The organism is Bartonella sp. AD13SXNS, assembly GCF_042196465.1.
Classification (GTDB): domain Bacteria; phylum Pseudomonadota; class Alphaproteobacteria; order Rhizobiales; family Rhizobiaceae; genus Bartonella.
In genome coordinates this window covers 35,226-61,159 of the sequence record NZ_JBHIQI010000009.1, presented here as the reverse complement: position 1 = coordinate 61,159, position 25,934 = coordinate 35,226, and the positions used below count along the sequence as shown (strand labels likewise).

The 25,934-nt window shown below is 36.5% G+C and carries 20 protein-coding genes and 1 tRNA gene; 11 read left to right on the top strand and 10 right to left on the bottom strand.

The features are described 5' to 3' along the window. Window positions 1-407: 407 nt before the first annotated feature. Together ACFIMQ_RS06870 and ACFIMQ_RS06865 are read left to right on the top strand one after the other, a co-directional pair. On the top strand, window positions 408-938 hold the full coding sequence (locus ACFIMQ_RS06870) for a transcriptional regulator (RefSeq protein ID WP_375703655.1): 531 nt from the start codon (window positions 408-410) through the stop codon (window positions 936-938). A 432-nt stretch (window positions 939-1,370) separates the two neighbouring features. After that, entirely contained in the window at window positions 1,371-1,562 is a 192-nt protein-coding gene (locus tag ACFIMQ_RS06865) for a hypothetical protein (protein ID WP_375616808.1), read from the top strand. A 912-nt stretch (window positions 1,563-2,474) separates the two neighbouring features. Here the strand turns inward: ACFIMQ_RS06865 and ACFIMQ_RS06860 are convergent. Further along, window positions 2,475-2,551, bottom strand: a tRNA-Arg gene (locus ACFIMQ_RS06860). Window positions 2,552-2,818: 267 nt separating this feature from the next. On the opposite strand from ACFIMQ_RS06860, the gene ACFIMQ_RS06855 reads away from it, so the two are divergent. Together ACFIMQ_RS06855 and ACFIMQ_RS06850 are read left to right on the top strand one after the other, a co-directional pair. After that, window positions 2,819-3,592 carry an NAD kinase gene (locus ACFIMQ_RS06855; RefSeq protein WP_375608554.1) on the top strand — a complete coding sequence of 258 codons (774 nt, stop codon included), beginning with the start codon at window positions 2,819-2,821 and terminating at the stop codon, window positions 3,590-3,592. A 146-nt stretch (window positions 3,593-3,738) separates the two neighbouring features. Next, entirely contained in the window at window positions 3,739-5,142 is a 1,404-nt protein-coding gene (locus tag ACFIMQ_RS06850; protein ID WP_375703654.1) for a DEAD/DEAH box helicase, read from the top strand. A gap of 60 nt (window positions 5,143-5,202) precedes the next feature. Here the strand turns inward: ACFIMQ_RS06850 and gltX (ACFIMQ_RS06845) are convergent, their stop codons facing one another. The 7 genes from gltX (ACFIMQ_RS06845) to ACFIMQ_RS06815 form a co-directional block, all read right to left on the bottom strand. Further along, on the bottom strand, window positions 5,203-6,576 hold the full coding sequence (gltX, locus tag ACFIMQ_RS06845) for a glutamate--tRNA ligase (protein ID WP_375703653.1): 1,374 nt from the start codon (window positions 6,574-6,576) through the stop codon (window positions 5,203-5,205). 10 nt (window positions 6,577-6,586) lie between these two features. Further along, window positions 6,587-8,248: an NAD+ synthase gene (locus ACFIMQ_RS06840; protein ID WP_375703652.1), complete on the bottom strand. Its 1,662-nt coding sequence runs from the start codon at window positions 8,246-8,248 to the stop codon at window positions 6,587-6,589. 120 nt (window positions 8,249-8,368) lie between these two features. Next, complete coding sequence (locus tag ACFIMQ_RS06835; RefSeq protein ID WP_375703651.1) at window positions 8,369-9,748, bottom strand: class II 3-deoxy-7-phosphoheptulonate synthase; 1,380 nt, start codon at window positions 9,746-9,748, stop codon at window positions 8,369-8,371. 68 nt (window positions 9,749-9,816) lie between these two features. Continuing rightward, window positions 9,817-11,208, bottom strand: a complete 1,392-nt coding sequence (gor, locus tag ACFIMQ_RS06830) for a glutathione-disulfide reductase (RefSeq protein ID WP_375703650.1) — start codon at window positions 11,206-11,208, stop codon at window positions 9,817-9,819. Between the two features lie 198 nt (window positions 11,209-11,406). After that, the gene (locus tag ACFIMQ_RS06825) at window positions 11,407-11,964 is read right to left on the bottom strand and encodes a DUF2059 domain-containing protein (RefSeq protein ID WP_375610644.1); all 558 of its coding nucleotides are present in this window, start codon (window positions 11,962-11,964) and stop codon (window positions 11,407-11,409) included. A gap of 106 nt (window positions 11,965-12,070) precedes the next feature. Beyond that, window positions 12,071-12,775, bottom strand: coding sequence for a ribose-5-phosphate isomerase RpiA (rpiA, locus tag ACFIMQ_RS06820; RefSeq protein WP_375610643.1), 705 nt, complete (start codon window positions 12,773-12,775; stop codon window positions 12,071-12,073). A gap of 458 nt (window positions 12,776-13,233) precedes the next feature. Then, window positions 13,234-15,516: a ComEC/Rec2 family competence protein gene (locus ACFIMQ_RS06815; RefSeq protein ID WP_375616802.1), complete on the bottom strand. Its 2,283-nt coding sequence runs from the start codon at window positions 15,514-15,516 to the stop codon at window positions 13,234-13,236. A 111-nt stretch (window positions 15,517-15,627) separates the two neighbouring features. Here ACFIMQ_RS06815 and gltX (ACFIMQ_RS06810) point away from each other — a divergent pair, with 111 nt between their 5' ends. The 7 genes from gltX (ACFIMQ_RS06810) (at window position 15,628) to ACFIMQ_RS06780 (ending at window position 23,850) form a co-directional block, all read left to right on the top strand. Continuing rightward, window positions 15,628-17,058: a glutamate--tRNA ligase gene (gene gltX / locus ACFIMQ_RS06810; protein ID WP_375616801.1), complete on the top strand. Its 1,431-nt coding sequence runs from the start codon at window positions 15,628-15,630 to the stop codon at window positions 17,056-17,058. Window positions 17,059-17,322: 264 nt separating this feature from the next. Beyond that, the gene (gltA, locus tag ACFIMQ_RS06805; protein ID WP_375616800.1) at window positions 17,323-18,618 is read left to right on the top strand and encodes a citrate synthase; all 1,296 of its coding nucleotides are present in this window, start codon (window positions 17,323-17,325) and stop codon (window positions 18,616-18,618) included. An 874-nt stretch (window positions 18,619-19,492) separates the two neighbouring features. Continuing rightward, window positions 19,493-20,245 (top strand): transporter substrate-binding domain-containing protein, encoded by a 753-nt coding sequence (locus ACFIMQ_RS06800; RefSeq protein WP_375616799.1) that lies wholly within the window; start codon window positions 19,493-19,495, stop codon window positions 20,243-20,245. Window positions 20,246-20,738: 493 nt separating this feature from the next. Then, window positions 20,739-21,491 (top strand): transporter substrate-binding domain-containing protein, encoded by a 753-nt coding sequence (locus ACFIMQ_RS06795; RefSeq protein WP_375616798.1) that lies wholly within the window; start codon window positions 20,739-20,741, stop codon window positions 21,489-21,491. Between the two features lie 79 nt (window positions 21,492-21,570). Next, window positions 21,571-22,290 (top strand): ABC transporter permease, encoded by a 720-nt coding sequence (locus tag ACFIMQ_RS06790; protein ID WP_375616797.1) that lies wholly within the window; start codon window positions 21,571-21,573, stop codon window positions 22,288-22,290. After that, a complete protein-coding gene (locus ACFIMQ_RS06785; protein ID WP_375703649.1) occupies window positions 22,290-22,997 on the top strand; it encodes an ABC transporter permease in 708 nt (235 codons plus the stop codon). The genes ACFIMQ_RS06790 and ACFIMQ_RS06785 overlap by 1 nt, the downstream gene beginning before the upstream one ends. A 79-nt stretch (window positions 22,998-23,076) precedes the next feature. Further along, window positions 23,077-23,850 carry an amino acid ABC transporter ATP-binding protein gene (locus ACFIMQ_RS06780; protein WP_375616795.1) on the top strand — a complete coding sequence of 258 codons (774 nt, stop codon included), beginning with the start codon at window positions 23,077-23,079 and terminating at the stop codon, window positions 23,848-23,850. A gap of 20 nt (window positions 23,851-23,870) precedes the next feature. Here the strand turns inward: ACFIMQ_RS06780 and lpxB are convergent, their stop codons facing one another. Both lpxB and ACFIMQ_RS06770 read right to left on the bottom strand, forming a co-directional pair. Continuing rightward, window positions 23,871-25,067 (bottom strand): lipid-A-disaccharide synthase, encoded by a 1,197-nt coding sequence (gene lpxB / locus ACFIMQ_RS06775; protein WP_375703648.1) that lies wholly within the window; start codon window positions 25,065-25,067, stop codon window positions 23,871-23,873. After that, the gene (locus tag ACFIMQ_RS06770; protein WP_375703647.1) at window positions 25,060-25,932 is read right to left on the bottom strand and encodes an LpxI family protein; all 873 of its coding nucleotides are present in this window, start codon (window positions 25,930-25,932) and stop codon (window positions 25,060-25,062) included. Before ACFIMQ_RS06770 ends, lpxB begins: the two co-directional genes overlap by 8 nt. Between the last annotated feature and the right edge of the window lie 2 nt (window positions 25,933-25,934).

Below are 25,934 nucleotides of genomic sequence, written 5' to 3'. Positions count from 1 at the left end.
ACGTGATCTGGTCGAATAGCTTTTGTGGAACCTGTTGTATAAAATAATTTTAAGCCCTTATGCTTGAAACTCACAATCGCCATTAACGCCCCTTATCGTATACCAACACTATACGATTAATAAAAATAAGAGTCAAGCAAGATACTGGAAAATCTGGTTGCATATTTGGATAAAATGATTGAGAATAAGCTACAAAAAGGTTCGGGATAGACAGAGAAATAAGTTAATAAAATCAATGGAATCAAAACTCCCTAACTTTTATATAACTTATTGATTTTATATAAATATAGCAATCCCACCTCCTCCGCTATAGCATTTTTATCATGCTATAACTTTTTGATTTTACATGACTTTTTTAAAGATTCGGTGTCTTTGTAAACAGTTTTTTGGCATTTGGAGTGATTTTTTTGGCATGCCCTGAAAAAGAACCAAAAACAGAACTCGCAAAACATCTACGTGAAGTACGGCGAATACTCGGGAATGAAGAACGGGGTATTTTTGCGCAACGCCTTAATTTACAACGCACTACCCTTGCCAATTATAAAATCGGAGCGCACGAGCCAACATCCTCAGCAATTAACGCTTACCATAGAGTCTATAACATTAATCCTCATTGGCTTGTTACGGGTGAAGGCAAAATGTTTAGTGACATGGCAAAAGCGAAAACAGCAGGTTTTAAACCACAAACTATCCCTGCTGGACTCATGAAAAAACTCGGTCGCATAGCTTATACAACCTATCGCGATGCAAATATAAAACTCCCCCCTGAAGATATAGCGGAACTCGCGGCAGAGCTTTGTATAAAATTGCAAGAGCTTGTTCAAAACATCAACGACACAGAAGAAGTCGAAGCAACTTTCCCTCTTCTTAAAATCCATTTAAAGCGTCAACTAGAGGCTGAAAGAGTACATCTAGAAACTACACAAGATACGGCTTAATGCCTCTCTAAAATGAAAAATACAGGCGCGTTTCTCTTTACATCAAGAAAATGAAATAACATATTGTTTTTAAATAATTATATTTACGAAAAATAGAAACGCGCCATATGGCGCATATCTTTTTTGCTTTTTAGGTCATTTTTGGCTGATTTTGGAGTGAACTTCACGATGTATCGAATTTTTTACAGGGTCTTCAAAGGCGTTTTTTTAGGTTTTCACAGACTTTTTAAAATTTTTCACAGGGTATTCAAAGACCTTTCAAAGATCATTTAAAACCTCTTTAATGCGTCTTTATTTTTTCTCTTAAAGGTCGCAATTTGAGATGATACGTTCTTGAGTCGGAATCACATTATTTGAGAAGAAGCGTATATAAAAGAAGCGTATATAAGATGTGTTCATCTCTTTTAGAGTAAATTGACTGAGAATTTTTCCATGTCCCAAACACATTATTCAGATATATTATTAAAGAGAGAAACATTTAAGCAATTGGGTCAACTTGACCGCATTGCTCTTCAGTCTGCACTTGTGCAACGTTTGCACCGTTGCTCCTTTGAGGAATTGGGTAAACACTACCCTATTGCTGTACTCATGCAATTGGATCAACTTGATCCTATTGTTCTTTAAGCAATTAGGACAAGTTGTCCCTATTCCTCTCTCCCACCCAAAGTGCAGACATTGCATTTTGATTTTAGAAAACATAACAACTGATCAAAATGCAAGGTACACCTTTGATTTTTTATTTCCTTCACACGCAATTTCATTGTGATCTGAACTTGATTTAGTTTGAAGACATTGCGCAATCTGGCAAAGCATTCACCAATCTAATCCCCCATTCATATCAAAAGCCATAGCCGCTTTGGCAGCATAAATGCTAAAAGCTTCTAAATACTATTCGTCAATCCCAGCTTTGCTGGCACGAGTCATCAGTTCTCAATTTTTCCCTAAATTCCGATTTTTTGCAATTTTAAGTGTCAAAATAAATTTTAACAAAACGCGCACTGAAAGGTAAAATAGCTATAAAAATAATGAATTATCGCGTATTCTTACCTAATCTCAACTCTTCTAACTTAGTACAAAGCCTTATGTAAAAACCATAGCGATTTTGAAACAATTCAAATCTTAACGATTATTATTTCCTTAACTGGTGGTATTTCTCATCGGCGTTTCATCTCAGCATAGCTCTAAGAATAAAAGCGGATTGAACTATCTATTTTAATGACCAGAATAATATATTTAACGATCTACTGTCAACATCGCTGGATCAATTGTACAATAACATATTTAATTAATATGTATTGTTATATATGTTTGTAGTTAAATTGAAAGCGCATTTAGATAATCCTGCTTTCTTATCTCGATATTCAGAATGACTAAGCGAAAAATTATATACGCAACTGTAAAATTTTACTTCTCTTAAAATCATTCACTTATTCGCTAAAAACTTAATGAACAACTCAAATGACCATTTTCATAAAGAGGAAATCTGCTTCTTTTTGGAGAATGTTGTTATTTAGGATGATATGAAATTGAAAAGTTTGGTGCACCCGACAGAATTCGAATCTGTGACCTCTGCCTTCGGAGGGCAGCGCTCTATCCAGCTGAGCTACGGGTGCTTAAAACCGATTATTAAAATTAATTGTGATCTTTTAACTAATCATCCTCTTAGCTTCAATGCTAAATTACCATTCTAATAAAAAAATTACTTATTTGTAAATTATCTAACTACGCACCCCTTTTATTTTTCTACAATGATACTTTATCTTGAAAGAGCTTTTTTGTCTTCAACACTCCTTTTATTATTAAAAGAGCTTTTATTACAACTTCAAAACTTTCAAAAAATAAGTTACAATATAAACTGTAAGTATCAGGATAATTTCTAAATGATTACATTACCAAGTCGCTTTCATTTTGTTTCCGCAGAAACTGAGGAAGCTCTCAAAGCTACCCATAAATTAATTTCCGTTTATGGTCATTCTTCTCTGGAAGAAACTGATATTGTTGTTGCAATCGGTGGTGATGGGACAATGTTACAAACCGTACGGGACGTCATGAATACAGGCAAACCCATTTATGGCATGAATCAAGGTTCTGTAGGATTTCTTATGAATGAATTTCATGAAAAAAAATTACCTAATCGTATTGCTGTCGCTCATAGAAAAGAAATCCATCCCCTGCGCATGATTGCAAAAGCTGAATGTCAAGAATCTATTGAAGCTCTTGCAATTAATGAAGTATCTCTCTTTCGGCAATCTTATCAAGCAGCAAAAATTCGTATCACCATTGATAACAACGTGCGCATGGAACAATTAAATTGTGATGGAGTCCTCGTCGCTACACCGGCAGGATCAACCGCTTATAATTTATCAGCACAAGGACCTATTTTACCCCTTATGGCCCCCCTTATGGCTCTTACTCCCGTTAGTCCTTTTCGTCCTCGGCGTTGGCATGGAGCATTGCTTCCCAATACAGTAACAGTGCGCTTTGATATGCTTGAACCTGACAAACGCCCTGTTAACGCTGCTGCTGATAATGTTGAAGTTAAATCTGTCCATTCAGTTACTATTTCAATGGCAACAGAAGTAACAGCTTCAATCCTTTTTGACTCAAATCATTCATGGGATGAACGCATTTTATCAGAACAATTTCGCTATTAATGATTGTATTGTGCGTTTTATGTGTATATGGTTGTTATAGTTAGTTTTTTTGTGAAAGCATCTTAAAACTCTTTAAGAGTGGGGGATATTGGTTATACTCATCATTTAGATAGCAAAATTAAAATCACAGAGCAATTGATAAAAAAATGATACCATCTTTAAACAGTTTTGATGATTTAGGTCTTTCCGCAAAGGTTGTTAACGCTGTAAAATCAGCGGGATATACAACTCCAACACCTATTCAAAGTGAAACAATTCCTCACGTCCTTCAAAGAAAAGACGTTCTAGGAATCGCTCAAACGGGAACGGGTAAAACCGCCTCTTTCGTATTGCCTATGCTCACTCTCCTTGAAAAAGGTCGTGCAAGAGCACGAATGCCCCGTACGCTCATCTTAGAACCAACAAGAGAAATTGCAGCTCAAGTTGAAGAAAATTTCGATAAATACGGAATAAATCATCGTTTAAATGTTGCTCTTTTGATTGGTGGGGTATCTTTTGAACTCCAAGATCGCAAACTTGAACGAGGAGCTGATGTTCTTATAGCAACACCAGGGCGCCTTCTTGATCATTTCGAGCGCGGTAAATTGCTCCTGATGGGCGTTGAAATCCTTGTTATTGATGAAGCTGATCGCATGTTGGACATGGGCTTTATTCCTGATATCGAACGCATCTGTAAACTAACACCTTTTACGCGTCAAACTTTGTTCTTTTCTGCAACAATGGCACCAGAAATTACAAAACTAACGAAACAATTTTTACATTCTCCGGTATCTGTTGAAGTTACAAAAGCTTCCTCAACAGCGACCACAATTACACAACGGCTTGTTAAATCTGGAAATAAATCATGGGACAAAAGAGCAGTTCTACGAGAGCTTATCCAAAATGAAGGTACCGAGCTTCAAAATGCTATTATTTTCTGTAATCGCAAGAGGGATATCTCTGAACTTCTTAGATCACTCATTAAACATAACTTTAATGTAGGTGCATTGCATGGGGATATGGACCAATATTCACGTATGAACACCCTAGCCGATTTTAAAAATAATAAACTTACACTTCTGGTTGCTTCTGATGTTGCTGCCCGTGGTCTCGATATTCCAGCCGTAAGCCACGTATTTAACTATGATGTTCCTACACATGCTGAAGACTATATCCATCGAATTGGTCGTACAGGGCGTGCAAATCGTAGCGGAAAAGCTTTTACAATCGTCACAAAAGCTGATCAAAAATATATCAATGCCATTGAGGAAATGAGTAATGAAAAAATTGAATGGCTCAATGGAGATCTCTCGACTTTAATAACAGATGATCAAACAGAAGATATTGTTGTAAAGAAAAAGCCCTTAAAATCATCAAAGAAAACTGCTCCACAAGAGCCTGTTGCTCACACTAAAAAATCTGTAGAAGAGAATAAAACAGAATATATCAAAAATGCAAATAATAAGGAGAAGCCATCTGAGCAACAACGCTCACGAAAAAATAAGAACTACACGCCTCTTGGATTTGGTGATGATATTCCTGCATTCATGCTTATAAAAACGCGTAGATAGACTCGTCCTTTACTCTCTGTAAGCATAAAGTAAATAAAAGATGTCTTTTAAAAGTTTCCCTTATTTCTTAGAGAGTCTTTTTATTACCTTTTCACGCCCTAAAAGTTGCAAAAGCTTTCCCATTTCAGGTCCATGATCCATGCCCGTAAGCGCTTGACGCAATGGCATAAATAAAGACTTTCCTTTCCGACCTGTTTTTTCTTTTAATGCTGTTGTCCAAATTTTCCAACTTTCCTCATTCAAAGCACCTTCAGGTAAGAAATCGAGTGATTGATGCATAAATGCACGATCCTCTAGTGCTACTGTATCAAAATTCTGTTCATCATGAATGATTTTCCACCATAAAACAGCATCATTGACTTTATCAATATTACTTCTTATCGCGTTCCAGAAATATTCCGCCTTATCTCCCTCAATAGAAAGTTTTTTAAGGCGCATTTTAACGTCCTTATAACTTAGTTCATGAACAAGATGACTATTCAAAGAAAGAAGATCAGCAATATCAAATTTTGCAACAGATTTTGATGTATCTTGTAAATTAAAATGCTCTAAAAGCGCTGCTTGATGGGGATAGGGATGTACATTTTGTGATGTCCCAATCAAAACGGCGAGGCATTGAACAGCTATAGATTCAAATCCTTCTTCCCGTAGAGAACGAATAGAAAGATCATTATTACGTTTTGAAAATCCTTTTCCTAAAACTGTCGCCAATAAATTGGTATGAGCAAAAATCGGTAATTCTGCATTAAGAGCTTTAAAAAGAGCAATTTGAGCGCCTGTATTTGTAATATGATCATCCCCACGAATAATATGCGTAATAGCCATATCTACATCATCAACAATAGACGGCAATGTATAAAGATAGCTTCCATCTTCACGAATAAGAACAGGATCTGAAAGAGAAGCCAAATCAATCGTCTGCTTTCCCTTTATTGCATCATTCCAGCAAACTTCTGTTCGCTTTGTTTGTAAAGGATCACTTTCAAAATTAGGAAGAAGAAAACGCCAATGGGGTTTACGGCCTTGAGATTCAAAGTTTTTTTTCTCTTCTTCTGTCAATTTTAATGCTGCACGGTTATAAATAGGAGGCAATTTGCGTGAAAGCTGGATTTTACGACGCCGCTCTAATTCTTCTGCAGTCTCATAACAGGGATAAAGAAACCCGCGTTGTTTGAGAATTTCCGCAACTTCATCATATCGATTAAATCGCTTAGATTGGTAATAAATTGAATCTGGTTGAATACCAAGCCATTCAAGGTCAACAGCAATAGCATCAATATATTCTTGTTTAGAACGTTCAACATCTGTATCATCATAGCGCAAAATAAATTCTCCTTTATGCGCTTGCGCATAAAGCCAATTGAAAAGCGCAATACGGATATTGCCAATATGAATATAACCTGTTGGAGAGGGAGCAAAACGAACTTTAACCATAAAATAATACTCAATTTTTATCGCGAAAATGATTGACTATGGGATAGCGACGATCGCGTCCGAAATTTTTGTAACTGATTTTTACACCGGGTGCAGATTGTCGTCTTTTATATTCGGCACCATAAAGAAGCTGTTCAACTTTCTCAACAGTTTCCCGTGGATGCCCACGTTTAATAATATCGCCAATACTCATGTCATTTTCTACAAGAGATTGTAATATATCATCTAAAATAGGATAAGGCGGAAGAGAATCTTCATCTTTTTGATTTTCCCGCAGCTCTGCAGAGGGTGCTTTTTCTATAATATTGGATGGAATGATCATTCCTTCTGGTCCTCTCAAATTGTGCAAGTGATTTTTATTGCGCCACTCCGCTAATGCATAAACCTGCATTTTATAAATATCTTTAAGAGGATTAAACCCGCCATTCATATCCCCATACAGTGTTGCATATCCCACAGCCATTTCTGACTTATTGCCTGTCGTTACCACCATTGAGCCGAATTTATTTGAAAGCGCCATTAAAAGTGTACCGCGTATACGACTTTGAAGATTTTCCTCTGTGACGTCAGAGGGTAACCCTGAAAAAACAGGTGCCATTGTCTTTAAAAAAGCCTCAACAGGTTGTGCAATCGGTATGATTTCATAACGACATCCCAAAAGATCAGCACATTCTTTGGCATCTTTTAATGATTCTTGCGAAGTATAATGATAGGGCATCATAATGGTGCGAACCCTCTCAGCACCAAGAGCATCCACCGCCATTGCCGTACACAGGGCTGAATCAATTCCTCCTGAAAGACCAAGAATAACATCCTTAAAGCCGTTTTTATTAACGTAATCTTTCAACCCCAAAACACAAGCTTGATAATCAGCCGCTAATCCATTGAGAAGACTTTCACTAGGACCTGAAATACAGTGCCATCCCGTCGTTGTTTTTTGCCAATGGCTTAAAGCAATATGGCTATCAAAGTGTTTCATTTGAAATATCTTTTTGCCTTGTCCATTCAAGGCAAAAGACCCACCATCAAAAACGAGCTCATCTTGACCACCTACTTGATTAGCGTAGATAATTGGCACTCCAGATTGTAGAGCCTGTGTATGAACAACGTCTATACGTTTTAATGTTTTATTACGATAATAAGGAGATCCGTTAAGGACAAGAATAATTTCCGCTCCTTTATCTTTAAGCTCTGTACTAAGAGAGGAATCATTCCAAAGATCCTCACAAATGACTATTCCTAATTTAATTCCATGATAGACAATAGGCTGAGGACGTGGACCTGAAGAAAATAAACGCTTTTCATCAAATTCAGCATAATTAGGTAAATCAAACTTCAAACATTCGGCAATGACTCTCCCTTCATCAAGAAGCATGACACCGTTGTAAATATTGCCATTGCGTCTTAATGGAAGTCCAATGACAATTCCTGGTCCGCCTACGGTTATCTTTGCTAATTTCTCAACAGTCTCTTCACATGTTTTTGTAAAAGCAGGTTTTAGAACAAGATCTTCCGGCGGATAAGCACTTATAAAAAGTTCCGTGAATAAAACAAGATCAGCTCCCTCTTCTTTGGCCTTTTGATGCGCCATGACAGCTAAAGAAAAATTCCCCTCAATATCACCGACAATAGGATTTAATTGGGCAATTGCTACCCGAAAATCATTTTTCATAAGCCTTTGTATCATTTCATCAGTTTAACAACCATAACTTTATTCTTCATCATCGGAAATATCATTTTTTAAAATTCTTTTCTGCCATAATGACCTAAAAAATATTAGGCAAATTTTTGCCTACCCCCCAGCGGCAATTGCTAACGAGTCAGTCACGCGATTTTTTTTAAGGAGTTCCGCAACAAGAAACGCCAATTCTAACGATTGATCTGCATTTAATCGTGGATCACATTGCGTATGATAACGATCAGATAAATCGTCCACAGAAATAGCATGTGCCCCACCGGTACATTCAGTGACATCACGACCTGTCATCTCAATATGAATGCCTCCTGGATAAGTTCCCTCTCCATGATGCACAGCAAAAAAATTCTCGACTTCTTTTAAAACATAATCAAAGGGACGCGTTTTATAACCACTAACAGTAATTGTATTGCCATGCATTGGATCACATGACCATATAACCGCACGCTTCTCGCGTTCAACGGCGCGGATGAGTTTAGGTAGATAACTTTCAACCTTATCATAACCAAAGCGCGTAATAAGGGTAAGCCGACCTGGCTCGTTTTCAGGATTTAGAATATCAATTAATCTTAAAAGCTCATCAGGCTCAATGGAAGGGCCACACTTTAATCCTATAGGATTTTTGATACCACGACAATATTCAACGTGAGCATGATCAATCTGACGTGTACGGTCTCCAATCCATAACATATGGCCAGATGTTGCATACCAATTTCCTGAAGTTGAATCAATTCGCGTCAAAGCCTCTTCATAACCAAGTAAAAGTGCTTCATGACTGGTATAAAAAGATGTTTCACGCAATGAAGAATGCGTTTTAGATGTAATCCCTATAGAACGCATAAAATCAATTGCTTCAGAAATACGCTCTGCCAATAATTCATAACGTTCCCCCTGCGGACTGTTAGAAACAAAACTCAACATCCATGTGTGAACATTTTCTAAATTAGCATAGCCACCTTGTGAAAAAGCACGCAAGAGATTAAGTGTTGCCGCAGATTGGCGATAAGCCATGGACATCCGTTGCGGATCCGGAATACGAGAATCGGCTCTAAATTCAATGCCATTAATAATATCCCCCCGATAAGCAGGAAGTTCAATCCCTTCTTTACTTTCGATATCAGAAGAGCGTGGCTTTGCAAATTGACCAGCAATACGACCAATTTTAACAACAGGCTTAAAACTACCAAAGGTTAAAACAATCGCCATTTGCAAAAATACACGAAAAAAATCTCGGATATTATCAGCTTCATGTTCTGCAAAGCTTTCGGCACAATCACCACCTTGCAATAAAAAAGCTTGTCCTTTTGCAACAGCTGCTAATTCATTTTTTAAATCACGTGCTTCACCGGCAAAAACTAAAGGCGGATAGCTTCTCAGTTTTCGTTCAACATCTTCTAACATAGACTTATCCGGATAAGTCGGAACTTGTTTAATTGGCCTTTCTCTCCAAGAGCCAGGCCCCCATTCTTTTATCATTACACCCTCTCTAAAGACTAAACTTACAGCTTGGCATATCAAAAACTTTTCACCAGAATATATGCTGCTTAATTTTCTATTTTCTTTCCATTTTCATATATATAACTTGGTTTATACATCGTTACCAATTCTTCTGCCATCGTTGGATGCACTGCCATCGTCTCATCAAAGATATCCTTCGTCAGCTTACCCTTGAGAGATATCCCTATAAGCTGAGCCATCTCACCAGCATTTTCCCCTAAAATATGAGCGCCCACAACAATACGACTTTCACCATCAACAATGAGTTTCATAAGCATTTTCTCTGAACTACCAGAAAGAACATTACGCATAGGACGAAAAACTGTACGATAAATTTCAAGACGCTTATAACGCTTTACCGCCTCCTCTTCTGAAAGACCAACCGTTCCAATCTCTGGTTGAGAAAAAACTGCCGTTGTAATTAAATCATGATCAGGTGTTGTGGGAATATTCTCAAATGCTGTCTTAACAAAACACATTGCACCATGTATCGCAACGGGTGTTAATTGAATATGACCTGTTACATCACCAACAGCCCAAATATGGGGGATATTTGTTGTCATTTTCTCATCAACAACAACTGCACCAAATTCATTCACCTTAACACCTGCCCGCTCAAGTCTTAAACCCGTTGTATTTGGTACACGCCCCGTAGCCAACATAATTTGATCGGCACTGATTATTTTCCCATTTGACAAAACAACTTCATAACAATTTTCTGCAGCCTGTACTTTAGAAATTGTTATACCATAGAGAATAGAAATCCCTTTTTCAATCATTGCATCGCTGAGCAATTGCCGCAAATCATGATCAAAATTACGAAGGATTAAATCACCACGATGAAGGAGTGTTGTTTTTACACCTAATTCATGAAAAATATTAGCAAATTCAACACCAATATACCCTCCACCAACAATCACTATTGATTTTGGGAGTTGATTAAGATCAAAAATCTCATTAGAAGTAAGGCAAAATTCACCGCCTTCTATGGACGTATTTGGTGCAAGTTTTGCCCCTGTTGCAATCAAAATTTTTTCTGCACTTACCCGCTCACCCGTGGCAGAAAGCTCTAATGTGTGATCATCCATAAAAGTAGCACGACTTTCATAAATATGCACATTGTTATTTTCTAATCCCTTACGATACAGCCCTTCTAACCTTGATATTTCTTTATTTTTAGCTGCAACCAACTTTTCCCAACTAAAAATTGGATCCGCATATTCCCACCCAAAACCAACACTTTTCTTAAATTCTTTGGCATATTGTGACGCATAAACATAAAGTTTTTTGGGAACACAACCACGAATAACACAAGTGCCCCCTATACGATACTCCTCAGCTATAGCGACACGCTTACCAAGAGCTCCCACAAGCCGTGCTGCACGCACCCCACCAGAACCACTTCCAATAACAAATAAATCAAAATCAAAAGAACCCACGAACTAATCCTTCTCACATATCTACAAACAATAGGCTAAGATCATTTATTATCAAATAAAAGTCTTTTTTCTTTTGAAGAAGCATTTTAAGCAATATTCTTAAAGGATTTATTCTTATTAAAAGATTAAAAACGGCGGAAAAACCGCCGCTATTACAAAAATCAGAAATCGCCTATTGCAGTCATGATATCAATCAAACTATTTTTTGTTTTCTGGAGATCCTGATTTTGTAGGTATAGTAGAATTATTCAAATTAAGTGTTTCAGACATCTCTTTTTTCACATTTTCTACAAGATCTTGCATAAGAGCAGAACGCCATACATCAAATGCAGAATAGGAATCACGTGCAATATTGGGGACTTCTGTCAAAAACTTTTTACCGGTATCAGAATTATAAAATGCTGTAATGGCATCAAGCTCTTTTTGAGTAAAATATTTTGCATACACATGAGCAATCTCTTTTTCTAGATCAGAGCGCCTTTTAACTAAAGCAAGCGCTTGCTTATCAACAATATCAGAAATAGCTGTTGCCAAATTCGGATCATCACTGATTAGTTCATTTTTGAAATCATGAACCGCATTTGGTAAAAAATTATCAAATTGATCCGTTGCATGAATGGATCTGATCGCCTTTCGCGCTGAATCCAAATGTTGATCACTCACACCTTGTGCATGAACCATTCCAATATTCACAACAAAAATGGTAATTGCACCCCAATATGCGACAAAACGCGGAAAAGAAAATATTATTCTCATTTAATGATTACCCTGATAGTTAATTATAATTTAAATTTGTTATTCTACCTAAAGTCTTTAAGACCCTTTTTTATTGTGCTAGTATATCATCATGTAAATATCTTTTCTAAAAATCAAATGGTTCTAAAACTTTTGTTTGTCCATCAGCCATAGCAACAATTGCACGTGAAGCCAACCCCAAAAAAAGACCATGCTCAACAACGCCAGGAATGGCAAGAAGCGCCTCTGATAATAATTGGGGTTGCAGAATGCATCCCCAAAATGCATCAAGAATAAAATGACCACCATCTGTTTCAAAAGGATTTTTTCCATTCATTCGCAATATAATGTCTCCAGAAAGTCCGAAATCATCAGCAACTTTTTCGATGGCTTTGCGTGTTGTATGGATACCAAATGAATTAACTTCAATCGGTAGTGCAAAAGCACCAAGTCTTTTTACTATCTTGGTTTCATCAGCAATGACAAGCATTTCACGGGATGCCGATGCCACAATTTTTTCATACAACAATGCTCCACCTCCTCCTTTAATGAGCATCATCTGAGGACCAATTTCATCTGCTCCATCAATATCAAGATCCAATTCAGGTATTTCTTCTAAAGTGCTAACAGGAACTCCAAACTTACGACAGAGCTGTTCAGAATATCGTGAGGTAGCAACACCAGTCACACGCAGACCATCCGCAACACGCTCACCAAGAAGACGAATAAATTCATTGACTGTCGAACCAGATCCGATACCAAGCCGCATACCATCCTCAATAAATTCAAGCGCTCTAACAGCTGCCATTTTTTTTAACTGCTGAACATTCATGAATGACTTCACCTTTTATCCGCAAGCAGTACTCACTCCCCCTATTACCGCCGATAATAAAAGGTAACTACCTGACTCAATCTTCTAAACTTACCGTTATTTTTGCTTGAACAGATGTTACTCATTATAGAAATATATGATAAGAATAAAATAGAATAATCAACAATTATCTTTTTTATTTCTCTGAGAAAATTTGTTAGCATTTTTCTCATTCAATAAGAATTTTTGATTTATCTTGTGCTATCAATAGGATGTACAAAGATGTACATAGCAATTTTTTTGAAAAATTTAAAATGATCAGATATAAAAATCATCTATTTCTAGAAACTGTAGATTATTATTTCGTTTCAATGACATTGATAAATTTACCAATCTAAATACCGTAAAATATTATCAAAAAAGTCTTCTATTCTTTTCCGTTTTGTCATCGTCCAGATATGAAGAAAAATGCGATTAAATTATATATTTTTTTGTGCATACCGTCTATGCATATTCCATGGTCTATGAAACCCTAGAGAAGACCAAATAATATCCCCACTTTTGGTCATCATCACGCTTCCTCGTGATAACAATTGTTGAGGGGTAAATATTATTTTTGCCTTCTTGTGACATACTGGATTATGCATCGCAATTGTAAATGTTTGAATAAGAATATCTGCCTCTACGCATTGATCTGTTTCTCTCTGTAAAACGATAACTTTTAATCCATTATCCAATAAGGATGCACAAACATGACGATCACAAATAAATTGTCCGTGCAATGAAGGCCCATACTTTGTTGGTTTAATCATTTCATTCACACGGAATGACTTTTTCCATACGGATGACGTTAATTTAGAAATATGGTAACGATCAATATATAACTTTTTATCATGGATAACACCCACCAGACGCATATTATCTGCGATCATCAGTTGTACAGGTGAATGCATCACACAAATACAAATACCAACCAAAATAAAAAAACTAAAAAAGAGTCGGATAGGTGTTTTGCAAAAAGTCAATCCAACCAAGCCTATACTCAGTAAGATCAACGCAGATAACGGCATAAAACCAGGATTCAAATCAGGAGAAATAGCCTTGATAGCATGTGCAATCTTTATCACAAGATCAACTCCAAACCCCATAATTTGAAGGGGAAGCCATTCAAATCCTCCTAACATTGCAAGAACTGCGATTAATCCAAATGGAATAACAAAAATTGAGATGACAGGCAAAGCAAAAGCATTACTGATAATGCTCAAAGATGCCATATTAGAAAAATGATAAGCAGCATAAATTCCACTTGCACTCCCTGCAACAAAGGAAGAAGCACACGTTGAAAGAATCGATAAGAAAACAAAATTTATCACTCCTCCTCCAACATAAGAGGAAGTTGTTTTTCCTTTACGAAAAAATGATCTTCCACTCCACCAATCAAAAAAAGCAATCAAAGCAGCAGTCGCAGAAAAGGACATTTGAAAGCTAGGACCTAATATTTCATGGGGTGTCATTGCCAGAGTTATCAACCCTGCAATGGAAAAATTACGCATTGTTATAGCAGAGCGATTACACAATATAGCAACCAACATAACAGCAATCATCACAAAACTTCTTTGCGCTGATATTGCTAAGCCCGACAATAACAAATAAAAAGCTGTTATCATAAACGCAACGATAGCAGCAAACTTTTTACTGGAATAATAGGAAGAAAAAACTGGAAAAAATGCTAAAAAACTACGGATACTCAAAAGAACTATGCCGCTTAACAACGCCATATGTAAACCTGATATTGATAAAATATGGGCTAATCCAGCTGTACGTAATGCTTCATTTGTCTCATTTGAAATACCAGCACGCTGCCCTGTTATGAGAGCAGCTGCAACACTCCCCTTTTCTCCGTCAAGGGCTATACGGATTCTTTGTGTCATCTTCGTGCGTAAATTTTCAATTTTCTGTAAAATGATAGCGAATATTCCATCAGGCTGCGAAACGGATATTTTTCTTGGTTTTCCTAAATAAACGCCTTGTGCCCCAATTCTTTTAAAATAATTATGAAAACTAAAATCGTAGCCTCCTGGACGCACCGGCCCAGAGAATGCACGAATCTTAACTTTTCCACGCAGTCCATCACCAACCGCTAAGCCAGATGGCAAATATTTTGCTGATAAACGAACACGATGAAGACTACGGCGTAATATGGGCTTTTCTGTGCTCAAAATATCCAAAACTAAACGAAATCCTCCTTTGGCTCCTGACTCAATAGAAACAATTCTTCCCGTCAATGTAGTGACAATGTCACTGCTTAACATGGGTGTTGCAATACGCCACGTTTCTATTTTTGCCGCTAAAGCACCCAATATAATACAAAACAGAAATCCCACGGGAATCCATATTTTTCGATAAAAACGTGCACCATAAAATATTCCCAGAAAAATACTGACCAACGCCCCCAATTGTCCCCAAGTTGGCTCCTGTTCTAAATGAAAATAAAAAATGATTCCTAGAGAAAAAAAGACTAAAATCAACGAAAAACGGATACCAAAAGCAACCTCTTTATTGATACAATCCGCTAACCATTTGCGAAAAAAAATGATTACTTCTTTTAAGAGTGTCAATAAAAAAAGTTTTTGTTGATTATAGCTACCGTTCTTTGCATCATCATACCTAAAAAAAACACTCTGCCCTATCTGACATGGCTTTTTTCTTTCTGTAACAGATTTTTCGGATAAACCCTCTTTAACTTTACTTTTATAAAACATCAGCCCCCCACTTTAACTCGCAATACGGCTATTGCACGCCCCATCACTTATGCTAACATGACTTTTCTATAAAGTTCCATAAGTAATATCTTAGTTTAAAGGAAAATATTCGTGTCTGTTATTACTCGTTTTGCCCCTTCACCCACTGGCTTCCTTCACATTGGTGGTGCTCGTACTGCTCTTTTTAATTGGCTTTATGCAAAACATACCGGTGGAAAAATGCTTTTACGAATTGAAGATACAGACCGGGAGCGTTCAACAGAAGCAGCTGTAAAAGCCATAATAGATGGCTTGCACTGGATGGGTCTTAGTTATGATGGTCTCCCCATTTCACAATTCCAACGCGCAGAACGTCACCGCCAAATTGCCGAGCAGTTGGTCAAGAATGGCAAAGCATATTATTGTTATGCTTCACCTGAAGAATTAGCTGAAATGCGTGAAAAAGCCCGTGCAGAAGGGCGCCCACCACGTTATGATGGACGTTGGCGGGACCGTGATCGTTCTGAAGCTCCTAAAGGTGTTAAGCCTGTTATCCGCATCAAAGCCCCCCAAGAGGGAGAAACGATAGTACATGACCGTGTTCAAGGTGATGTTCGTTTTCCTAATAAAGATCTCGATGACTTTATTATTTTGCGTTCTGATGGTTCACCTACCTATATGCATGCTGTTGTCGTTGATGATCATGATATGGGCATCACACATATTATACGTGGAGACGATCATCTTACCAACGCAGCCCGACAAACAATCATCTTTAAAGCAATGGGATGGGATATTCCTGTTATGGCACATATTCCTCTTATCCACGGTGAAAACGGCGCAAAATTATCAAAGCGGCATGGTGCGCTTGGTGTTGATGCTTACCGAACCATGGGATATCTTCCTGCTGCTTTGCGCAATTACCTTGTCCGTTTAGGGTGGAGTCATGGGGATGACGAACTTATATCACTTGAAGATATGATTTCTTGGTTTGATATTGAGGATATTAACAAAGGCGCTGCTCGTTTTGATCTCAAAAAGCTCGATTCCATTAACGGACACTATATGCGCATGAGCAATGATCAAGACCTTTTTGATGCCGCTCTTGATATTCTACCAGAAACCAATAGGGGAGTACAAACCATTGAAAGACTTGATGAAAAACGCCGTGTTCAATTTTTAAAAGCAATCCCACATTTGAAAGAACGTTCAAAAACACTGTGCGAATTGATTGATAATGCCGCCTTCATTTTTACGCAACGACCATTACAGCTTGATGAAAAAGCACAAATGCTCTTAGATAAAAATGGACGAACCATTTTAAACACTCTTTATCTTGCTCTGAAAGCTTGCCCCTCTTGGGATACAAAAGCTTTAGATGAAACTCTTCGCTCTTATGCCCAAACAGAAAATCTTAAATTTGGATCTATCGCCCAACCACTTCGCGCAGCTCTTACAGGATGTGCAACATCGCCAGGTGTTTTAGATATCCTTATTTTATTAGGACGCGATGAATCCCTTCATCGCATCAAAGACCAACTTATCACAACAATATACTCATGATATGTACTGAGTATATCTCCTCAAACGGGTCTCTATACAAATATTTCAACGCTATCTAAAAGAGTTTTTTATGTTATATCATTGAAATACAATTTGTATTGAGTAATAATGATCACTAAGGAAATATTTTAGATTGCATGTACTCACTTTTAGAGGCAATCTGCCCTTAGTATAAGTAAGAAAAGCTTCAGTTATTGTATATCTCCTACTCTGATGAAGCAGAGTCTTAATTTTTAGAAGCGAAGGATCTGAAAGGAATACCGAATGTCTGAGAATAGCGCACATCTTATTGTGAATGATAAAAAAGTAGAACTTCCCCTGCGTAAAGGCACAAGTGGACCTGAAGTCATCGAAATTGCTTCTCTCTACAAAAAAACCGATATTTTTACTTATGATCCTGGTTTTACTTCAACAGCTTCTTGTGAATCAAAAATTACTTATATTGATGGTGATAAAGGCATATTGCTTTATCGTGGTTATCCTATCGACCAATTGGCTGAAAAAGGAGACTTTCTCGAAAGTTGTTATCTTCTCCTTTATGGTGAACTCCCAACACAGAAAGAAAAAAACGACTTTGATCGATGTATTATGCAGCATACCATGGTTCACGAGCAGTTTTCACGTTTCTTCCACGGCTTCCGTCGTGACTCTCATCCCATGGCCGTCATGGTTGCCTGCCTTGGTGCTATGTCTGCATTCTATCACGACTCTATTGATATTACAGATCCTCACCAGAGAATGATTGCTTCTGTACGTCTTATCTCAAAAGTTCCAACGCTTGCGGCTATGGCCTATAAATACAGTATCGGGCAAGCCTTTGTTTATCCACGCAATGATCTTAGTTATGCTGCAAATTTCCTCCATATGTGCTTTGCTGTTCCTTGTGAAGAATATAAAATAAACCCAGTGCTTGCCCGGGCGATGGATCAAATCTTTATCCTTCATGCAGATCATGAACAAAATGCTTCTACATCTACAGTGCGTCTTGCTGGATCCTCAGGTGCTAATCCGTTTGCCTGTATTGCAGCAGGTGTTGCATGCCTTTGGGGACCAGCACATGGTGGTGCCAATGAAGCATGTCTAAAAATGCTACAAGAAATAGGTTCTATTAAAAGAATTCCTGAATTTATTGCACGTGCAAAAGATAAAAATGACCCTTTCCGCCTTATGGGCTTTGGGCATCGTGTCTATAAAAATTATGATCCACGTGCAAAAATCATGCAAAAAACTTGTCATGAAGTTTTAAAAGAACTCAACATTCAAGATGACCCGCTTCTTGATATTGCAATAGAGCTTGAAAAAATTGCTTTAAGTGATGAATATTTTATTGAGAAAAAGCTTTATCCCAATGTTGATTTTTATTCCGGCATTACATTAAAAGCTTTAGGTTTTCCAACCGAAATGTTTACTGTTCTTTTTGCATTAGCACGCAGTGTTGGGTGGGTGGCACAATGGAAAGAAATGATTGAAGACCCTGCCCAAAAAATTGGTCGTCCTCGACAACTTTACACAGGTTATGCTATGCGTGACTATGTTCCTATGGATGAACGTGTAAATTAAAGAGATAAATCAATCAATAAAGCTTCAGTTTACTGAGGCTTTATTGAAAGTGATCAAAAAGCATCTTTTAAGGATTTTTATAAAACCTAATTTTAAAGCTCTTTCTCGCCAGAGAACATCATTATAAAAATTTACGAAAAAATTCTAAATTTTGGCTCTGTCAATAAATTGATAATACTCTTTTGAAAATTAGCTACACATTTAGTAAAAAGAAATTGAAAATTTTACCCTATAATTCTCATTATTTTCAATGAAACGTATTTTCTATGATTCCCTCATATCTAAAACCCTTATTACATATTAAAACTTAGCAATGTTAGAGTTTCACTCTCTATCTTCTTCAAATACAGTAGATTAGAATGAAAATGAAATGCACTCTTAAAATTTTCTATGAAAAATGACTCTTTCTATAGGAATAGCTATAAAGATCAACTTATTATAATGATTATATCCTATACAGGCATTCATCTTAAACATCATCGGCTAAAATCAGGCTTCTTAGAAGAAAATTTTCACAATCGTTAGAAAATAAATTTATTTTGACATTCTGCATTTCATATAAAAAGTGGAAATAATAATATTTTATCCTGTTAAGGACTAAAATTTTCTTTGTATTTAAATTAATAGTTTTTCTTTTAAAGATAATTTACTGATTTTTAATAAAATTATTAAAATTCATTGTATAAGCGATAAGAGGTGACCTTCTTTCCTGTATTTTCTATTCTCATACTTGATAAAAATAAATCATTTTTTTGATAATAATATCTAGCATAATGAAAACAACTCTATTTTTTACATTGCTCCCAAAGAGCTTAAAGATTATAAAAATGCATAATGGTTTCATATTTGCCAGCTTATCTAATAGGAGAACATAATGAAATTATTAGTAGGAGCTCTTATAATAAGCGCAACACTGTTTACTCTATCGGCCAATTCTCAAACGCTGAAAATTGCAAGTGATGCTTCTTATCCGCCATTTAGTTATATTGACTCAAATAACGAACTTCAAGGGTTTGATATTGATATAGCTTATGCACTTTGTAAAAAAATGAATATTGAATGCACTATCGTCATGCAAGACTTCGAGGGAATGATTCCCGGACTTATTGCCAAAAAATACGATGCTATCGTTTCTTCCCTTTCTCCTACAAAAGAGCGCTTACAAAAAATTGATTTTACAGATCCTTACTACAACACAGTACTCGCTGTTATTGTTAGCAAAAATTCGGGAATTAAAGAGATCTCAACACAAAGTTTTAAAGGTAAAAACCTTGGTGTACAATCAAATACAACACAGGCTGCATATTCAGAAGACCATTATGCCTCTGAAGAAGTGAATATCAAACTTTATCCTACAGCAATAGAAGTTACTCGTGACCTTTTAAGCCATCGGCTTGATATAATCATCTTTGATAAATTAAAAGCATTAAATTGGCTTGAAAATGAAGGAAAAGATTGCTGCGAGTTGCTAGGAACTTTAGAAGAAACAAAATTTCCTATTGCAATTGCACTCCGCCAAAATAATACTGATCTTAAAAATAAGTTCAATAAAGCAATAGAGGAAATCCGCGCTGATGGAACCTATGATGAAATTATGAGAAAGTATTTTGCATTCGACATTGATTAAATATCACTATGAATTAAACTTGAAGCTTTATATTTAAGGAATATTTTTAAACTCTTTGTTGAACATGCAAGTATGATTGAAAATCCAGTGTTTTTATAAGAAAAATTTATATTTATAAAAAGTCAATTTTTAAGTGTTTCTCGATATTTAAACCTTTCATGGAATCTAATAATAATTGAGATTGTATTTTTATTTTATAAAAATCTAATTTTTTCTTCGTATTCAAATTGAATAGCCTTATTTTTAAAGAAAATTTCTCGATTTTTATTTATGAGATAATGCAAGCAATCATTTCATGAAAATTAAGCCATCATACAAGCAATAAGATATTTATTTTCTTTAAATCAATAAACAAAGATAATTTTTTGATAATAATCTGCAACATAATGATCTAAAATAAACGCCGATAAATTTTTGCATTGCTCCCAAAAAGCTTACAGATTATAAAACGTGACGATTTCATATTTGCCCGCTTATCCAATAGGAGAATATCATGAAACTATTAGCTGGAGCTCTTATAATAAGCGCCGCGCTATTCGCCCAATTGGCTGATGCGAAAATATTAAAAATTGCGAGTGAAGGCACCTATCCTCCCTTCAGTTATATTGACTCAAATAATAAACTGCAGGGGTTTGATATTGATATAGCTTATGCACTTTGTAAAAAAATGAATGTTGAATGTACTATTGTCACGCAAGATTTCGAGGGAATGATCCCCGGACTTATTGCAAAAAAATATGACGCTATTGTTGCTTCTCTCTCTCAGACACAAGAGCGTTTACAAAAAATTGACTTTACAGATCCTTACTATGAAACAGCACTGGCTGTCATTGTTACTAAAGATTCAGGAATTAAGGAACTCTCAACACAAAGCTTTAGAGGTAAAAATCTTGGTGTGCAATCCAATACAACACAAGCTTTGTATGCGGAAGATCATTATGCCTCTAAAGAGGTAAAAATCAAACTCTACCCTTCCACAATAGAAATGAATCGTGACCTCTTAAATCATCGACTTGATATGATTATTGTTGATAAATTAGAAGCATTAAATTGGCTTAAAAATGAAGGAAAAGATTGCTGTTTCCTCCTAGGGACTCTGGAAGAAACAAAGTTTCCTGTTGCAATTGCAATCCGTCAAAATAATAATGATCTTAAAAATAAGTTCAATGAAGCAATAAAAGAAATCCGTTTGGATGGAACTTATGAGAAAATTATGAGAAAATATTTTACAAATGATGTTTATTAAATATCAATATGATATTTAAATGTGACCTACTGTCTATTTCTAAAAAACATTATCTAACTCTTTCATGAGGAACACAAGAATGATTGAAAATTTAGCATTGCTATCATTTAGCAATGGTGGATGGGGAGCGGTTATACTTTCCAGTGCAGGAATGACATTGTCATTGGCGTTATGTTGTGGCCTTCTAGGGCTTCCCTTAGGTCTTCTAAATGCAGTAATGATTCGATCCAATATTAAGATAGCTAAAGCTCTAGCACGTCTCTTTTCAACGGTATTTCGTGGATTACCAGAGCTTTTAACTCTGTTTTTAGTTTACTATGGGTTACAAAACCTTATTCAAAATGCCTTTGACTATTTTAATCTTGAAGTCATGTTCAGCATCAATGCTTTTGTTGCTGGTGTCCTTGCACTCAGCCTGGTTTTTGCTGCTTTCTCTTGTGAAGTTTGGCTTGGAGCATTTAATATTTTTGATAAAGGTCAATATGAAGCTGCCAAAGCTTTAGGACTTTCACGATCAACCACATTTTTTCGTATTGTCTTTCCTCAGCTCATCCGAAATGCCTTACCAGGACTTTCTAATAATTGGCTTACTTTACTGAAAGATACATCTCTCGTTTCAACTATCGCGCTTGTTGACCTCATGCGACAAACGAATTTAGCTGTCGCGGCAACCAATAAACCCATGCTATTTTATCTTGTAGCATGCTTACTCTATTTATTATTTTCAGCGTTTTTTGCTACAATATTACGCTATGTGGAAACATACACTCAAATAGGCTATAAAAAGGTGCTAGGTTAATGATTCCGGAGTGGCTTTATTTCCTTTTTAATCCTGATCTTTTAAGCCGTTATGGACCAAAATTTATTGATGGCTTTATTGTTACTATTGAGCTTGTTTCTATTTCTTGTTCTCTTGGTTTTTTCCTTGGTATGCTTATCGCTTTTGCGCGTTTATCAAAGAATACGTTTTTACAATATTTTGCAAATGCTTATGTTTATTTTTTTCGCGGCTCTCCTTTGTTAGCCCAACTCTTCCTTTTTTATTATGGGCTTGGTTCAATGAACAATTTTTGGCAACAGGTTGGTCTATGGTGGTTTTTTCAAAACGCGTGGTATTGTTGTCTTTTTATTTTTACACTCAATTCTGCTGCCTATCAATCTGAGATCTTTAAAGGAAGTTTTTTATCCGTAACAACTGGGCAACGTGAAGCATCAAAAGCTTTAGGTCTAAGCAACTCTGTCACATTTTTTAAAGTTATTCTTCCACAAGCAATGATTATAGCATTACGCCCTCTAGGCAATGAGTTGATTTTAATGATTAAATCCAGTGCCATTGCCTCACTTATTACTGTTTATGATTTAATGGGGATTGCTAAACTCACTTATTCACGTACATTCGATTTTCAAGTTTACGTTTGGGCAGCCCTTATCTATCTTTTTATTGTTGAACTCATTCATCGTTTTATTGTTTTTATTGAACATCGCCTCACTCGATATTTACGATAAATAAATGATCATAAAAGAACTTTACCAAATCAAAATGTTGAATTAATAAATTCATTCATCAATGAAAGAATAAAACAAGATGAATTTGAAAAATAATCAATCGATCTCTCCCAATAAAAACCCTGTGATCTCCATTCGAAACCTCAATAAATGGTACGGAAATTTTCAGGTTCTACATGATATTAACTTTGATGTTCAAACTGGTGAACATATCGTTATTTGTGGGCCATCCGGATCTGGAAAATCAACGTTAATTCGTTGTATTAATCAATTAGAACAAGCACAAAAAGGTTCGATCCATATCCATAACGTTGATATCCATACCGCCCCTGTACAACAGCAAAAAAATGTTCTCCGTAAGATAGGAATGGTCTTTCAGAACTTTAATTTATTCCCCCACATGAGCGTTATACAAAATTGTATTTTAGCCCCTATGACAGTTCAAGGACTTTCCAAACAACAAGCAAAAGAACGAGCAATTCATTACTTAACGCATGTCGGTATTGAAAAACACTGTGAAAAATATCCTTTACAACTCTCTGGTGGGCAACAACAGCGTGTTGCGATTGCCCGTGCACTTTGTATGGAACCTGAAGTAATGCTTTTTGACGAACCAACCTCTGCTCTTGATCCAGAAAGTGTAGGAGAAGTTTTGCAAGTAATGGCTCAATTAGCAGATACAGGAATCACAATGCTTTGTGTTACTCATGAAATGGGCTTCGCACGGAAAGTCTCAGAAAGAATACTCTTTCTAGAAAACGGAAAAATTGTTGAAGATACAGCGTCTGAAAAATTTTTTACCAATCCTAAAAGCCAACGTGCTTGTGAGTTTCTTGCTAAAATTAAACATTAATCGTCAAGATATTGATTTATTTATATAATTTTATTTCTGCTTTTTAAAAGAGTAGTTATTATTTGCGCCCCCACCATTCCCGATGGTACTTCAGTTTTCATTTTTTGTTCCACCGTTTCAAAAGCATCGAGTTGTGCCTGTCGTAATAAAGGATTACACAAAAGTTGTTCTAGCTGTCTTGCTAACATGCCAGGACGCAAAAATTCATTCAAATATTCTGGAATAATAGGCTTATCAGCAATAATATTCGGAAGAGCAGCGCTCCATAACATCATTTTAGGAAAAATGAATAATTTAGAAAAATAATCAAGTTTATAGCAAAGAACCATAGGAACTTTTGCTAAGGCTAATTCAAGTGAAACCGTCCCATGGGCAGCAAGAGAAACATCTGCTTGTGCGAAAGCTTGCCATTTTTCATCTTCACCAACAACAATTTCTACTTTGTTTTTCCAGCCCTGCACAAAATCACGGATTTTATCAACCAAATGGGGTAAAGTTGGTAAAATAATCTGTAAATGAGGAATACGTTGTACAAGAATCTCTACTGTTTCTCGAAAAATAGGCATTAAAGAACGAATCTCTAAATTGCGTGATCCTGGCAAAATAACCAATGTAGGTGATGATGTTTGTGTATTGATCAAATTTCTTTGTTCTAATTGGCTTTTTTTTTCTGACTGAACTCTCAAAAGGGGAGGATATGTTAAAAGACGATGTCCAACATAAGTCGTAGCAGGGCCTCCCAAATCTTGCATAATCTTTTCTTCAAAAGGAAAAACCGCTAGAACATGATCAACAAATCCACACATAGCTTTTGCCCGCTCTGGCCTCCATGCCCAAACGGTTGGTGCAATATATTTAATGATAGGAATAGAAGGTGCTAAAACGCGCACCTTCTTTGCAACACGATGCGTGAAATCAGGGCTATCAATAATAATTAAACAATCAGGTTGCTCTTGTGCGATAAATTTGGATAAATTGCGAATGTGTAGCAACAACAACGGTAGTTTTTTCAACACCTCCTTTAAACCTATTAAAGCAATATCATGGGAATCAAAAAAGCTTTTTAAACCTAATGCCTTTAAATGCCTCCCCCCAATACCAATTAAATGAATGTCGCATCCCATCTGTTGTGATAAACAAGAAATTAAATCTGCCCCAAGCAAATCACCAGATTCCTCACCAGCAACCACAGCAATCTTTAAGCAACAATCATTCATGACCAAACTTCTCAAATGTCTCTATAAATAGAGAATATTTGTTGGCTTTTTCTATTGTTGTTTTAACTGATAATATTAGACTTCTATTTGCCTCTACCGCAACACCAGATAAACCACTCTTTGCAATATTCATTATTGTCGCGGGCCCAATTGATGGCAAATCAACGCGATTATCCTGTTGTGGTTTTGCACATTTTACAAGAACACCACCCTTAGAGGGAATTTGCCCTCTTTCTCGCATTTCACAAACACGCCACAACATATTATCAGTTCCCTCAGCGCCCTCCAAAGCAACCACCCTTCCCTGAACAACAACAACAGCTTGTCCAATATCCAATTGACCTAAAAGCTTTGCTGCTTCTGCTGCTAAAAAAATATCTTTTTTCTCTTTTGACGTAGCACGCCGTATTGTTAAATTAAATGCTATGGGAGCTAAAAGATCTGGTACTATTTCATGGGCACCGATAACACAAAAACCATGCGCTTCAATAACCCGTATAAAAGCTTTTAATAACGCATCATCCCCCCCACTCAAAGCTCCGATTAACTTAGGAAGAGCTAAAAATGTTGTCCAGTCCAGTCGCAATTGTTTAAGAAGTGGCCGCTTTTTTACACCACCTGCCAAAACAACATTATAAACTTCAGCCTCTTTTAAGACTTTAACGAGTCGCGCTAACTCTACAATTGATAGCTCGCAATGCTCATAACGATAAAGAACAGAATCTGCCTCACCACGCAAAAGCACAAGAAAAGGATTCTCTCCACTCTTCTCAAGAGCCTGCGCAACAGTAATCGGTAGAACACCATTTCCTGCTATAATGGCAGTACGGCCGGAAAGAAAACTTCTGGCTCCCCAAATAGGCATTT

Bases quoted from the DNA above. Each gene is read 5' to 3' on its own strand.
- ACFIMQ_RS06865 (WP_375616808.1), top strand. From the start codon at position 1,371: ATGTCCCAAACACATTATTCAGATATATTATTAAAGAGAGAAACATTT.
- ACFIMQ_RS06855 (WP_375608554.1), top strand. From the start codon at position 2,819: ATGATTACATTACCAAGTCGCTTTCATTTTGTTTCCGCAGAAACTGAG.
- ACFIMQ_RS06850 (WP_375703654.1), top strand. From the start codon at position 3,739: ATGATACCATCTTTAAACAGTTTTGATGATTTAGGTCTTTCCGCAAAG.
- gltX (WP_375703653.1), bottom strand. From the start codon at position 6,576: ATGGTTAAAGTTCGTTTTGCTCCCTCTCCAACAGGTTATATTCATATT.
- ACFIMQ_RS06840 (WP_375703652.1), bottom strand. From the start codon at position 8,248: ATGAAAAATGATTTTCGGGTAGCAATTGCCCAATTAAATCCTATTGTC.
- ACFIMQ_RS06835 (WP_375703651.1), bottom strand. From the start codon at position 9,748: ATGATAAAAGAATGGGGGCCTGGCTCTTGGAGAGAAAGGCCAATTAAA.
- ACFIMQ_RS06825 (WP_375610644.1), bottom strand. From the start codon at position 11,964: ATGAGAATAATATTTTCTTTTCCGCGTTTTGTCGCATATTGGGGTGCA.
- rpiA (WP_375610643.1), bottom strand. From the start codon at position 12,775: ATGAATGTTCAGCAGTTAAAAAAAATGGCAGCTGTTAGAGCGCTTGAA.
- ACFIMQ_RS06815 (WP_375616802.1), bottom strand. From the start codon at position 15,516: ATGTTTTATAAAAGTAAAGTTAAAGAGGGTTTATCCGAAAAATCTGTT.
- gltA (WP_375616800.1), top strand. From the start codon at position 17,323: ATGTCTGAGAATAGCGCACATCTTATTGTGAATGATAAAAAAGTAGAA.
- ACFIMQ_RS06800 (WP_375616799.1), top strand. From the start codon at position 19,493: ATGAAATTATTAGTAGGAGCTCTTATAATAAGCGCAACACTGTTTACT.
- ACFIMQ_RS06795 (WP_375616798.1), top strand. From the start codon at position 20,739: ATGAAACTATTAGCTGGAGCTCTTATAATAAGCGCCGCGCTATTCGCC.
- ACFIMQ_RS06790 (WP_375616797.1), top strand. From the start codon at position 21,571: ATGATTGAAAATTTAGCATTGCTATCATTTAGCAATGGTGGATGGGGA.
- ACFIMQ_RS06785 (WP_375703649.1), top strand. From the start codon at position 22,290: ATGATTCCGGAGTGGCTTTATTTCCTTTTTAATCCTGATCTTTTAAGC.
- ACFIMQ_RS06780 (WP_375616795.1), top strand. From the start codon at position 23,077: ATGAATTTGAAAAATAATCAATCGATCTCTCCCAATAAAAACCCTGTG.
- lpxB (WP_375703648.1), bottom strand. From the start codon at position 25,067: ATGAATGATTGTTGCTTAAAGATTGCTGTGGTTGCTGGTGAGGAATCT.
- ACFIMQ_RS06770 (WP_375703647.1), bottom strand. From the start codon at position 25,932: ATGCCTATTTGGGGAGCCAGAAGTTTTCTTTCCGGCCGTACTGCCATT.